Annotated in this window: 16 protein-coding genes; 14 read left to right on the top strand and 2 right to left on the bottom strand. The window is 59.0% G+C overall.

Going from position 1 to position 12,457, the window contains the following annotated elements:
* Positions 1–4: 4 nt before the first annotated feature.
* Positions 5–2,596, bottom strand: a complete 2,592-nt coding sequence (mutS, locus tag CER19_RS20985) for a DNA mismatch repair protein MutS (RefSeq protein WP_116667830.1) — start codon at positions 2,594–2,596, stop codon at positions 5–7.
* A gap of 185 nt (positions 2,597–2,781) precedes the next feature.
* Positions 2,782–2,949: a hypothetical protein gene (locus CER19_RS28830; protein WP_165861656.1), complete on the bottom strand. Its 168-nt coding sequence runs from the start codon at positions 2,947–2,949 to the stop codon at positions 2,782–2,784.
* Positions 2,950–3,280: 331 nt separating this feature from the next.
* On the opposite strand from CER19_RS28830, the gene CER19_RS20995 reads away from it, so the two are divergent.
* The 14 genes from CER19_RS20995 to CER19_RS21055 all read left to right on the top strand — a co-directional run bounded on the left by CER19_RS20995 (position 3,281) and on the right by CER19_RS21055 (position 12,446).
* Positions 3,281–4,024, top strand: a complete 744-nt coding sequence (locus tag CER19_RS20995; RefSeq protein ID WP_172832690.1) for an XRE family transcriptional regulator — start codon at positions 3,281–3,283, stop codon at positions 4,022–4,024.
* Between the two features lie 590 nt (positions 4,025–4,614).
* Positions 4,615–4,953, top strand: a complete 339-nt coding sequence (locus CER19_RS21000) for a phage holin family protein (protein WP_005785384.1) — start codon at positions 4,615–4,617, stop codon at positions 4,951–4,953.
* A gap of 23 nt (positions 4,954–4,976) precedes the next feature.
* Complete coding sequence (locus tag CER19_RS21005; protein WP_116667831.1) at positions 4,977–5,492, top strand: hypothetical protein; 516 nt, start codon at positions 4,977–4,979, stop codon at positions 5,490–5,492.
* Positions 5,493–5,495: 3 nt separating this feature from the next.
* Positions 5,496–6,107 (top strand): phage baseplate assembly protein V, encoded by a 612-nt coding sequence (locus CER19_RS21010; RefSeq protein ID WP_116667832.1) that lies wholly within the window; start codon positions 5,496–5,498, stop codon positions 6,105–6,107.
* A 9-nt stretch (positions 6,108–6,116) separates the two neighbouring features.
* Positions 6,117–6,449 carry a phage baseplate protein gene (locus tag CER19_RS21015; protein ID WP_116667833.1) on the top strand — a complete coding sequence of 111 codons (333 nt, stop codon included), beginning with the start codon at positions 6,117–6,119 and terminating at the stop codon, positions 6,447–6,449.
* Positions 6,446–7,441: a baseplate J/gp47 family protein gene (locus CER19_RS21020; protein ID WP_116667834.1), complete on the top strand. Its 996-nt coding sequence runs from the start codon at positions 6,446–6,448 to the stop codon at positions 7,439–7,441. The genes CER19_RS21015 and CER19_RS21020 overlap by 4 nt, the downstream gene beginning before the upstream one ends.
* Entirely contained in the window at positions 7,438–8,076 is a 639-nt protein-coding gene (locus CER19_RS21025) for a phage tail protein I (protein ID WP_116667835.1), read from the top strand. Before CER19_RS21020 ends, CER19_RS21025 begins: the two co-directional genes overlap by 4 nt.
* Complete coding sequence (locus CER19_RS21030) at positions 8,073–8,603, top strand: hypothetical protein (RefSeq protein ID WP_116667836.1); 531 nt, start codon at positions 8,073–8,075, stop codon at positions 8,601–8,603. Before CER19_RS21025 ends, CER19_RS21030 begins: the two co-directional genes overlap by 4 nt.
* A 47-nt stretch (positions 8,604–8,650) precedes the next feature.
* Positions 8,651–9,433 (top strand): phage tail protein, encoded by a 783-nt coding sequence (locus CER19_RS21035; RefSeq protein ID WP_165861657.1) that lies wholly within the window; start codon positions 8,651–8,653, stop codon positions 9,431–9,433.
* Between the two features lie 11 nt (positions 9,434–9,444).
* Positions 9,445–9,747, top strand: a complete 303-nt coding sequence (locus CER19_RS21040) for a hypothetical protein (protein WP_116667838.1) — start codon at positions 9,445–9,447, stop codon at positions 9,745–9,747.
* 88 nt (positions 9,748–9,835) lie between these two features.
* Entirely contained in the window at positions 9,836–10,009 is a 174-nt protein-coding gene (locus CER19_RS28835) for a hypothetical protein (protein WP_003189022.1), read from the top strand.
* 2 nt (positions 10,010–10,011) lie between these two features.
* Positions 10,012–11,178 carry a tail protein gene (locus CER19_RS21045; protein WP_032877508.1) on the top strand — a complete coding sequence of 389 codons (1,167 nt, stop codon included), beginning with the start codon at positions 10,012–10,014 and terminating at the stop codon, positions 11,176–11,178.
* Complete coding sequence (locus tag CER19_RS21050; RefSeq protein ID WP_044272192.1) at positions 11,178–11,684, top strand: phage major tail tube protein; 507 nt, start codon at positions 11,178–11,180, stop codon at positions 11,682–11,684. Before CER19_RS21045 ends, CER19_RS21050 begins: the two co-directional genes overlap by 1 nt.
* Before the next feature lie 180 nt (positions 11,685–11,864).
* Positions 11,865–12,446, top strand: a complete 582-nt coding sequence (locus CER19_RS21055) for a phage tail assembly protein (protein WP_116667839.1) — start codon at positions 11,865–11,867, stop codon at positions 12,444–12,446.
* Positions 12,447–12,457 lie beyond the last annotated feature (11 nt).

A 12,457-nucleotide genomic window follows, 5' to 3' on the forward strand; every position in this document is an offset into this window, starting at 1 on the left:
TGCGTTATATCCGAGTCTTCAGTGCATATAACATTTCGAGCGCTTTACGCGGCGTCAAGTCATCCAGGTCAAGTTTTGCCAACTCATCCAGCACCGGATGGGGCAAGCTGGCGAACATATCGCTCTGGTGCGGCGCGGCAGGTTTCTTGCTGGCCTTGGCAGGGCTGGTGACCACGGTTTCATGGGGCAGCGCCGTGGTTTCCAGGCGGCTGAGGTGTTCGCGAGCACGGGTGATCACCTCGTTCGGCACACCGGCCAACTGCGCCACGGCCAGGCCGTAGCTCTGGCTTGCCGGCCCTGGCAGCACATGGTGCAGGAACACGATGCGCTCGTTGTGCTCGGTGGCATTGAGATGCACGTTGGCCACCAGCGGCTCGCTTTCCGGCAACACCGTCAGCTCGAAGTAGTGCGTGGCGAACAACGTGTACGCACGCAAATGCGCCAAGCGTTCAGCCGCCGCCCAGGCCAGGGACAGGCCGTCGAAGGTGCTGGTGCCGCGGCCCACTTCGTCCATCAGCACCAGGCTGCGTTCGGTGGCGTTGTGCAGAATGTTGGCGGTTTCGCTCATTTCCACCATAAAGGTCGAACGGCCACCGGCCAGGTCATCGCTGGAGCCGATCCGCGTGAAAATGCGGTCAACCAGGGACAATTCGCAACTGGCTGCCGGTACGAAGCTGCCGATATGCGCCAACAACACGATCAACGCGGTCTGGCGCATGTAGGTGGATTTACCACCCATGTTCGGACCGGTGATCACCAACATGCGGGTATCGTCGTCCAGCGACAGGTCGTTGGCGACGAACGGCGTGGTCAGCACCTGCTCTACCACCGGGTGACGACCTTGCACGATGCGCATGCACGGTTCGCTGACAAACCGTGGGCAATTGAGGTCCAGGTTCAGCGCACGTTCGGCGAGGTTGCTCAACACATCCAGCTCCGCCAGGGCGGCGGCGGTGTCTTGCAACGGCGCCAGGCGGCTGATCAAGTCCTCGAGCAAGGCTTCGTAGAGCATCTTTTCCCGCGCCAGGGCGCGGCTTTTGGCCGACAGCGCCTTATCTTCGAACGCTTTGAGCTCCGGGGTGATAAAACGCTCGGCGCCTTTGAGGGTCTGGCGACGTTGATAGTCGATAGGTGCTGACTCGGCTTGTTTGCTTGGCAGCTCGATAAAGTAGCCATGCACACGGTTGTAGCCGACTTTCAGGTTAGCCAGGCCCGTACGGGCTTTTTCGCGAGCCTCCAGGTCGATCAGGAACTGGCCGGCGTTTTCGCTCAGGGACTGCAGCTCATCCAGCTCGCTGTCGTAGCCGGTTTTCAACACGCCGCCGTCACGGATGATCGCGGGTGGGTTGTCGATGATGGCTTTTTCCAGCAGCGCCGCGAGGTCCGGGTACGTGCCGGCAGTCACCGCCAGCTGTTGCAGGTGCGGCGTATCCAACTCCGTCATTGCCAGTTGCAACTGCGGCAGGGCGCTCAAGGCATCACGCAGGCGCGCCAGGTCGCGGGGCCGCGCATTGCGCAGGCCGATTCGCGCGAGGATACGCTCGATATCACCGATTTCTTTCAGTTGCGGCTGCAGCTTTTCAAAGCGGTAGCCGTCGAGCAGGCAGGTAATAGAGGTTTGACGCGCTTGCAGCACGGTCAAGTCCCGCAGCGGCCGGTTCAGCCAACGGGTCAGTAAGCGGCTGCCCATTGCAGTCTGGCAACGGTCGACCACCGATTGCAGGGTGTTATCGCGCCCGCCGGCCAGGTTGGTATCCAATTCCAGGTTTCGACGGCTGGCGCCATCGAGCACCACGGTATCGTCCAGCCGTTCATGACGCAGGCTGCGCAAGTGCGGCAGGGCGGTGCGCTGGGTTTCCTTCGCGTAGCTGAGCAAACAGCCAGCAGCGCCGATGGCCAGGGTCAGGGTTTCGCAACCGAAGCCTTTAAGGTCCTGCACCGAGAACTGCTGGCACAGACTTTTCAGCGCCGAATCGCGCTCGAAATCCCACGGCGCACGACGCTTGGTCCCACGACGTTTCTCCGCCGGCAAGTCCTTGGGCCAATCATCCGGAATCAACAACTCCACCGGATTGATACGCTCAAGCTCCGCCAGCAGGTTCTCCCAGCCTTTGATCTCCAGCACGCTGAAGTTGCCACTGGTGATATCCAGCACCGAAAGGCCGAACAGACGCTCATCGCCCAACACCGCAGCGATCAGGTTATCGCGACGCTCATCCAGCAGTGCCTCATCACTCACCGTGCCCGGCGTAATAATGCGCACCACCTGACGTTCCACCGGCCCTTTGCTGGTGGCCGGGTCGCCGATCTGCTCACAGATCACCACCGACTCGCCCAGCTTGACCAGCTTGACCAGGTAGCCTTCCAACGAGTGATAAGGAATGCCACACATCGGAATCGACTGCCCCGCCGACTGGCCGCGCGCGGTCAGAGTGATATCCAGCAGCTTGGCGGCCTTCTTTGCGTCTTCGTAGAAGATCTCGTAGAAGTCGCCCATGCGATAGAACATCAACTGATCAGGGTGCTGGTTTTTCAGGCGCCAGTACTGCTGCATCATCGGGGTGTGGGAGGACAGGTCTGAAGTGTTTTTACTCATTGGGTAATAGGCAAATTCGTTGAAAGTGATGGGGCAAAGGGGGCGCTTGGCCCAGCATTTTTTGCGATGGCGGCAAGGTTAACACGCGAGGTGGCGGGTTCGCAGGTTGCAAACGGCTAGGTAAAACGCAAATTAACCCAATAAAAAGCCCGGCACAGGGCCGGGCTTCGAAAGGCGGTGTGCAATCAAGCTCTTTTCGCTTCTGCCTTCATCATCACGAGATTCTGCTGCTTGGTCGCTTCAGTCAGAACCTCACTGTAGACGCGCTTTTTCTGCTCGGATTTTGCGTCACGGATAAAGTCGGCAAAGGAGCTTTTTGCGCCTTTGGACGAGCCCAGCTTGATCGATATCATCAACGCGCTCCTGATGGTGGCCCGAGCTTAGCCGCTAGATCGGCCCGCGTATGCTGCTCGGGAATATGGTAGTCAATTTTGTCGACACCTGCTTTGTAAAGTCGTCCAGAGTTGTCGATATGCTTGATAGCAAAACCTCGCGAACGTCGCCCCTGATTAAGCGGCAAATTAAGCGGCAAACTCGTTGCGAAGCTCATCGGGGTCGATCCGTAGGAGGTCGAGACTATCACGCGATTCCAGCTCCTTTACTGGCCAAAACTTCACTTAATACATCCATTTTATGTATAAATATGCAAATTAGCATTTGCCAACCCCAAAAACTCCCGTCACTATCCGCGCTATGCAAAAACGCAACGTTTCTATCGTCTTAAGAGAACTGTTGGATCGCGACCGGATCTCCCCCACGGAGCTTCACCGGCGCACCGGCGTGCCTCAATCCACACTGTCCCGGATCCTCAGCGGCAAGATCGTTGATCCGTCGGATAAACACATCTCCCGTATCGCTGAGTACTTTCGCGTCAGCACTGATTACCTGCGCGGGCGCGCAGCAGTGGGCGCTTTGCGCGATGACGGGCGCGACCCGATGCATTCGGAACTCAAGGACATAAGCCTGTGGGACGACGACACCCCCGTTAATGATGACGAGGTGTCGATCCCCTTTCTGCGCGAGGTTGAATTGGCTGCTGGATCAGGAAGATTCGTCATCGAGGAAAGCGAGAAGGCCAGCCTGCGGTTCGGCAAGCGCAGCCTGCGGCATAACGGCGTGCAGTTCGACCAGGCCAAGTGCGTGACGGTACGCGGCAACAGCATGTTGCCGGTACTGCGCGACGGCGCCACGGTTGGGGTGAACGCCGGTAAGAGCGGCATTGGCGATATCGTCGATGGTGATCTGTATGCCATCAATCACAACGGCCAGCTGCGAGTTAAACAGCTCTACCGCCTGCCTTCCGGGATTCGCCTGCGCAGTTTCAACCGTGATGAGCATCCGGATGAGGACTACAGCTTCCAGGATATTCAGGACGAGCAGATCAGCATCCTCGGCCATGTTTTCTGGTGGGGCATGTACGCCCGTTAACGTCCCCGCGTAAGACGAAACCCGCCCATGAGCGGGTTTTTTTTCGCCCGCAGAAAACCGCCAAACCCCAAGCCCGCAAGGCTCGGAATGCATACGCGCATACCCGACGTAAAAATAAATGCATTTGTGCATTGACTGTATATGCATACATGCATATTCTTCACCTCAAGCCAGCCAACAAGGCCTGGTGGAGGCGGCAAGGATGCTGCCAAGGAAGACAAGGAAGGCACGCAACATCGGCAAGGACGCCATCGAAGCGATGGCAGGGATGCCAGGCAACACCGGCAAGGATGCCGACGCTCTTTAGTTTCACCGCTTCAACAACAGGCAGCGATGAACCGGCCTTAACGGTTCAGAGGGTTGGCAACTGACCCGGGTGTGCAGCGTAAAGCACCAGAAGCAGTTATCCGGCAGACAGGGATCGTGGTCGGAAAAACATCGAGGAAAGGACCGTACCGCGCCAGTAGCGCCGAAAGTCCGAGGACAGCATTACTGAAAAGCCCGGGCGACCGGGCTTTTTGGAATGCCTACCTATCGAAGCATCTGTAAATGAAATATGGATTATTAATTGCTCAGCCAGGAGGCGTGACATGACAAATGAACAGCAAGCGTTAGCGGAAATGCCTATCTGGCTGGTCATCGTATTGGCCGTGATCGGCGGGGTGTCTGGAGAAATGTGGCGCGCCGACAAAGAGGGCGCCCGCGGTTGGTCGCTGATCCGCCGTCTGGCCCTGCGTTCCGGGGCGTGCATGGTCTGCGGGGTTTCGGCCTTGATGCTGTGCTACGCCGCCGGCATGTCGATATGGACTGCCGGTGCCATTGGTTGCCTGACTGCCATGGCCGGTGCCGATGTAGCCATCGGCCTTTATGAACGATGGGCGGCCAAGCGCATCGGGATCAACCAAGGCTCCCGCCAGGACCCGCAGTAATCGTTGCAAGGACGCTACTTAAAATGACGCTTATCGAAAAGCCATCCCAACTGCCCCAGGCCATCGGCGCGGTGCTGCATGCGGCCTTCCCGGACATCAAGGTCGGCAGTCACCAGGACTTTAAGGGCGACGCCGAAAAAACCGGTGTGCAGGTCACGGTCGAAGGCAATGGCCCGGGCATTCGCTCTCGCGAAGGGCGCAAGGCCCACGTCCTGGCCATTTCACTCAGGGCCATGGTGGCTCCCGGTGCATTGCCGTTCGATGCCTGCGACCTGGCCAGCCAACTGATGGACCTGGTGTTGGATAACCGTTGGAACCTGCCCCAGGCGCAGTGCGATTTGCCGGCGAATATCGTCGCTGCTCCCGCTGTGCGCACTTCCATGGAAACGGACTACGACACCTGGACGGTTTCCTTCACGCAAACCCTCTATCTGGGGCCGGTGTTACTCGACGATCCCACAGGCCAACCGCTATTTGCCTGCACCTGGGACGTCTCCAACATCGACGACCCAACCCAATACCAGCCACTGGCGGGGTAGCCCATGTTCGACGCGCTGTTACGCATGCAATTGGGACCGATCGTTGAACGCTTGGCCGAGATGGAGTCCCAGCTCGAGGACCTCTACCGACGCGCCGAGAGCTTCTGCCGGATCGGTATTTGCCAGCAGGTCGATGCGGCCAGCAACACCTGCAAGGTCAGCCACGGTGACTTGCTCACCCCGGCGATCCGCTTTTTCAACCCCAGTGCCGGTGCACAGACTGAAACCCGCATCCCTACTGTGGGTGAGCAATGCCTGTTGCTCAACTACGGCGGGGGGGAGGGCGGTGTGCAATCCGTGGCGCTGTTCGGCCTCAATAGTGATCGCTTCCCGCCGGTCTCCAGCGTGGCAACGCTCACCCGGCGTCGCCATCAAGACGGCACCCAAAGCGACTACGACGACGCCAGCCACACCTTCAACTGGGTCAATGGCCCGACCACCTTCAGCGGTTCGCGCGAACAAGTTGACGTCAAAGTCGGCGCCGCCAGCCTGACCCTCAGCGCCCAGGGCATCATTCTGCAAATCGGCGGTACCAGCCTGTTGCTGGATGCCGGCGGCGCGCACTTCAGCGGCCCGGTAGTGGACCATCAAGGACGCGTCATCAGCCCCCGATAAGGACACCCCATGATCGGAATCGATAGGAGCACCGGGGCAGCCGTCGACGACTGGCTGCAATTTGTGCAGCGCGCCACCCGAGCGCTGACCACCCCCGTGGGTACTCGGCAAAAACGCCCATTGTACGGCTCGTTGATCCCGCAGTTGCTCGGCCAGAACCTCGGTGACGACCTCTTGATCCTCGCCCAGAGCCACGCCGCGCAAGCCTTCTACAACACCCACAACGGCATCGGCGATTTTGATCCCCAAGTCATTGTCGCCACCCGCCAAGGCGCCGGCCTGCTGCTGCGGTTTGCCGGCACCTGGAAAAACCGCCAACAATCCTTCGAGGTCGTGACATGAGTATGTTGATCCCCGGCCAGAACCAACTGGCGGAACCGGCCCTCATCAAGGTGGATGAGTTCGAGCCGTTGCTGGCCGAGTTCAAGGCGTTCGTCATTGACTACGTCGCCACCCGCGCGCCGCAAAGCGCAACCAAACTCCAGGTCAGCCTCGACAACGAAAGTGAACTGCTGACCCTGGCCCTGGAAGCCTTTTGCGTGCGCCTGCAAACCCATGAGCGCAAATACAATGCCCGCATCAAGCAGATGCTGGCGTGGTGGGCCACCGGTAGCAACCTGGATGCACGCCTGGCCGATATGGGCCTGGAACGCCAAGTGCTCGACCCTGGCGACCCGGCCGCGTTCCCGCCGGTGCCACCTACTTTGGAAAGCGATGACGACGCTCGCCTGCGTTACTACCTGGCACCCCACGCTCCAGCAGCAGGCTCGCGAATGCAGTACCGCCGCGAAGTGTTCACCCTTGGCGAGCGCCCGGCGGTGAAAGTACAGAGCGCGACGCCGGGTGTGGTGACGGTCACCTACACCTTCGACCCGGACGGCTATGCGGCCCAAGTCAAGGACGGCAACGCCCGACGCACTGCACCGGGTGAAGTCATGGTCACCGTGCTTTCCAGGGACGGCGACGGCACGCCATCTTCCGACTTGCTTGACGGCGTACGTCGACACTTCGCACGGCCGGATGTACGGCCCGAAACCGACCTGGTCAGCGTCCAAGGCGCGCAGATTCAACCCTACAAAATTCGCGTGGTGGCCAAGATCAACGCCGGCCCGGACTCGGGGCTGACCCAAGTGGCCGCGCAGAAACTGCTGCAAGACTACGCCGAGTCCTGCCACCGTCTGGAAGGGCGGGTGGACCCCAGCTGGATCGATTACGCCATCCACAGTGCCGGCGCTGCGCAACTGCACATCCTGGAACCGCTGGCGCCGATTGTCAGCACCGCGTTCCAGGCCCCGTATTGCACGGGCGTCGAGGTGGAGGTGCGCACGCTATGAGTGAACCCAAAGCGAGTTTGCTGCCCGCCAACAGCTCACCGCTGGAAAAGGCGTTGGACCTGGGCTTCGGCAGATTGCTCGAGCGCGTCACCCCGCCGTTTCCGGCGCTGATGAATCCGCTGCACACCCCCAGCGAATTCCTGCCTTACCTGGCTGCCGACCGTGGTGTCAGTGAATGGGATGCCGAGGCCAGCGAGGCGGAAAAACGCCTGACCGTGGCCTTGTCCTGGCAGATCCAACGCCAGGCCGGCACACCCAAGGCGCTGAGCCATGCGGTGGAGTCGTTGGGCTTCACGCCCAATATCAGCGCCTGGTATCAGCAGCGTCCCTTGGGTGTGCCTTACACCTTCGACGTACAGGCGATCATCGGGCGCAGCTGGTCCAGCGGCGACCACAACCGGCTGATCCGTCGCGTCAACGCGGCGAAAAGTGAGCGCGACCAGGCGACGATTACCATCGTGCATGAGACCGAAGGCCAGCTCGCGCTCACGCAAGTGCTCGACGCCCCTTTAAGCGACGGCGAGTTCTACCTAAACGGCGCGTTGCCGGAATTGGCGCTGGTGGCTCGGCTCAACAGTGCCGGGGTTGCCCAGCACTACACCATTAACGATTACGACCTCAGGGCGCAGCCATGACAGATGAAACCACGCGCCTGGTGCGCTTCACCTCCAAAGGTTTGGATGAAGTGCTGCAGGCAAAGAACCAGGGCCTCAAAGGCGAAATCACCCACATCGGCGCCGGCACCGGCCGCTACAACCCCGACGGCACAGAAGTGGCCTTGCGTGACGAGCGCCAACGGGTGGCCATCGTCGATTACGAAGACTTGGGCGAACGCCAACTCAGGATGGCCGCGCTGTTTGACGGCGACGGCGAGTATGAAATTGGCGAGTTCGGGTTTTACCTCGCCAGCGGGACTTTGCTGGCGGTGTATTCCGTGGCGGGGAAGTTGCTGACGTATAAAGCAGCGGCGGCGCGGGTTTTGCAGAAGTTTACGCTGGATGTTTCGCCGTTGCCGGCGGATAGCGTGACGATTGTGGTGGGGAGTGAAAACCTAAATGTGTTGCTGGCTGAAGAGATCGCGATTATGGCGGCGGCTTCGGTTGGCAATATGTCTCGCCACCTTGATTTGATGTTTCGGGTTATGCATCTCGAAGCGAAGTAGTTGCACTGACAAAAGTGCTGGAAAGATTAATTGACAGGGAGTTGATGATGGGAATTGAAACGACTATCACAAAAGTTGTGGATGCATGTAACAAGCTTACGGAAACGGTTACTAACCAAATTGGGAAAATTGATGCACGGGTAGAAGCGGCTTCGAGTCAGTTTACTGCGTGGCGTAATAGTGTGCAGGCCAAGGATATTAACGGTCGTGCTCTTTACAAGCAGGACATCGATCTCACAGGGTTGTCAACGGAGGTGCTTTACCCTGTCTGGTGGACTATGCCCGGTAACGAGGCGGGTGAAACAGAGCTAACTGTCTCCCGGGTATATTATCGAGACAGTGAGAAAACGCCTTTTGGCAAAGATGTTTCTCACATCGCTGGCTTGAACTTGCAGCTTGAGGGTGTTGGGTTTCTATGGAACGGTGATGCTAACTTCCTAGCTATCAAGCGAGTATCTCAAACCTACCGTGAAACGGTGCGAGGTGTTTCTTTTGGTATGATTTGTACAGCTCGTGCAGTTACTGGGCTTAAACCTATGTACTTAGGTTTGGTCGCCGGTCAACTAACGAACGCTCCCCAGTTTTCCGGTATGTACCTCAGGGGAGGACTCAGTTACACCGTCACCAAAACGTTTGATTATCCTGTGAATTACAGCAAGCTAGACACTGAAGTGAGCATGAAGGATGACGTTAACGCCGATTGGGAAGTTCGTTGGGCGGTGAAACCTTATGCCTTGGCTCAGGCTGATGCTGCACTCGGGAAAACCCTTGAAGAGAAGCGCTTGGCCTATTCCCACGATAACGACATTCGCTATACCGCCAAGGTTTAAGGACTGATCAAATGACTTTGTTTATCGAAAAGTTGGTAACCCCTGCGGGTGACTCGTTGATCAACGTACCTGCCAGTGCGCAGACCCTCAAGGGTCTGGGCTTTAGCAATGAGACCGCCCAGACTCTGATCGAGAACGCCACTTCCGCAGCCGCGCTCGCTAGCACTATTGCTGCCCGCCGCTCTGCCTACGTCAGCGAAGCTGACCCGATGTACCTCGAATGGCAATTCGACGGTACGGCAGAAAAGGAAAAAGAATGGCGAGCCAAAGTAGCCGAAATCAAGGCGCGCTTCCCCTTGCCAGAAGATAAGTAACCCCCACCGCGAAAGCGGTTTTTTTTCGCCTCCCCAAAGCCCCTCCCCGCAGGGGCTTTTTGCATTTTTCCCCCGGAGATTTCCACCCATGCCCACCCGCCAAACCTACACCGTCCTCATCCCATTCCCCATCGGCAACGGCCATTGGTCCACCGCCGGCGAGGAGCTGGAACTGCTCGACGTCGAAGCATCCGCCCTGCGCACCGCTGGCCGCCTGGAACTGACCAGCGTCCTCAACTCCACCCCCAAGAAGGCTGAATAACCATGGCAGAAGTCCTGAACTTCGAGCACAACGGCATCACTGTGAATGCCACTGAATCTCCCGAGGCCATGGGTGGCCTTGGCGATAACGTCATTGGCCTGGTCGGCACTGCGCCGAATGCCCATGCGTCGATCCCAAAAAACGCGCCGTTTCGCATCAACAGCTTCACCACCCAGGCGCTGCTGGACCCTACCGGCACTGAGTCGGGCACCTTGTTCCAGGCGGTGTACCAGATCCTCAAAGTGGTGAAGGTGCCGGTCTATGTGGTCATCGTCGAAGAAGGCGCCACCCCGGCCGATACGATCAATAATGTGATCGGCGGCAACGACCCGGTCACCGGTCGCAAACTCGGTCTGGCCGCCCTGAGCAGCGTCCCTGAAGACCTGACCATCATCGGCGCTCCAGGCTTCACTGGCACCAAGGCCGTGGCCGGTGAGTTCGCCTCCTTTGGCAAGCGCATCAAGGCCCGTGTGGTACTGGATGGCAAGGACGCTTCGGTGGCCGACCAAGTGACCTACAGCGGCGAACTGGGCGGTGCCGACCTCGGCTTCGACCGTTGCCTGTTGGTGCACAACATGCCGTCGGTGTACTCCAAGGCTGCGAAGAAGAACGTGTTCCTGTCGCCATCCTCACTGGCCATCGCCGCATTGGCCAAGGTCAAGCAGTGGGAAAGCCCAGGTAATCAGGTGACCTTCGCCGAGGACGTTTCCCGCGTGGTCGAGTACAACATCCTCGACACCTCCACCGAAGGCGACCTGCTCAACCGCTATGGCGTGAGCTACTACGCCCGCACCATCCTCGGCGGTTTCTCGCTGCTGGGTAACCGCTCCATCACCGGCAAGTTCATCAGCTACGTCGGCCTGGAAGATGCCATCAGCCGCAAGCTGGTCAAGGCCGGCCAGAAAGCCATGGCCAAGAACCTCACCAAGTCCTTCATGGACCAGGAGGTCAAGCGCATCAACGACTGGCTGCAAACCCTGGTGGCCGACGAAACCATCCCCGGCGGCAGCGTGTACCTGCACCCGGAACTCAACAGCGTCGAGAAGTACAAGAACGGCACCTGGTTCATCGTCATCGACTACGGCCGCTACGCGCCGAACGAACACATGGTTTATCAACTCAACGCCCGCGATGAAATCATCGAGCAGTTCCTGGAGGACGTTCTCTAATGTTTACCAACCGAGTCAGACAGGCCATTGCGGCCACCCTTCAAGGCCTGCCGTTGTCGGCAACCGTCGATTCCTTTACTCCGCCGAAGATCGAGTTCGAAATGGACCCGATGACCGGCGGGCGCTTTATCGCCGAGGAGGTCGCCAAAAGCGCCAAGGTGCTGAATGCAACCCTGGTACTGCAAGGTGTTGGCGCCCAAGTCCTGCTGGCGCTTGGCGTCACCCAGGGTGATGACATCCTGTTGAACGTGCGTGAAGCCGGTCAGGATCAGGACGGCAAGACCTACTTCACCTACCACACCGTGGGCGGCAAGCTGAAGTCCCTGGCCGAGACGGCGCTGACCATGAACGCCAAGCCGGTCACCACTCTGGAATTGTCCTGCCGTACCTACAACCGTCTGGAAAATGGCATTCCAGTGATCGACATCGACGTGCGCACCCAGAAGTTCGTGCTCAACGGCGTCGACATTCTTGGCGATGCCCGCCGCGCCGTACTGATGCCTTAAGGTCCGGCGCAATCTGAAGCGAGCACGGTCAAGGTGGGAGCTGGCTTGCCTGCGATGCAGGCGACTCGGTATCCCTGGCGTATCGGGTGGATGCCATCGCAGGCAAGCCAGCTCCCACAGGGGCCGTGCTCAGGTTTAGATTTTTCGCACTTTTCAACACCGCTCAACAAGGAATTCCCCATGGCCTGGATGCCACCGTTGCACATCCTGCTGTCCCCGATCACCGCCGATACCGGTGCGACGATCCAGCAGATTCAGCTCAAACCATTGTTCTACGCCGCGCAAAAAGACGCGCTGGCCCGGGCCGGTGACGACGAGGACGACCAGTTTTTCGAACTGGCGAAACTCGCCACCGGCCTGTCGGAAAAAGAGCTCGACCAACTCAAGCGCCCGGACTACGTGAGCATTGCTCAATACGTACATGAAATGTCGACCCGGCCAGCATCGTTTTTTCTCGATCAAACCGACAGCCCGCGCGAGTCGTTGACGTGCGAACAGGTTGCCCTGCTGCTGCCGCTGGATGCGAGCGGTCGCACCCTCACCAGCGTTACCTTGGAAATGCCCGCCTTGCGCGCTACCAAAGTGATGAAAAAACTGGCCACTAACAAAGACCGGGCCGAGTTCATCACCGCTCACTGCAGCGGCCTGATGATTCCCGATCTTGCCGGCCTGACCGTGCCCGACTGGACCGAGCTGCAGGAGCGCATCGACGATTTTTTAAACAAACCGGCGGACTTCTTTCGGAGCGCGACATCGAAGTGATCCTCGATGTA

Source organism: Pseudomonas sp. GL93 (assembly GCF_003408955.1).
Classification (GTDB): Bacteria; Pseudomonadota; Gammaproteobacteria; order Pseudomonadales; family Pseudomonadaceae; genus Aquipseudomonas; species Aquipseudomonas paracarnis.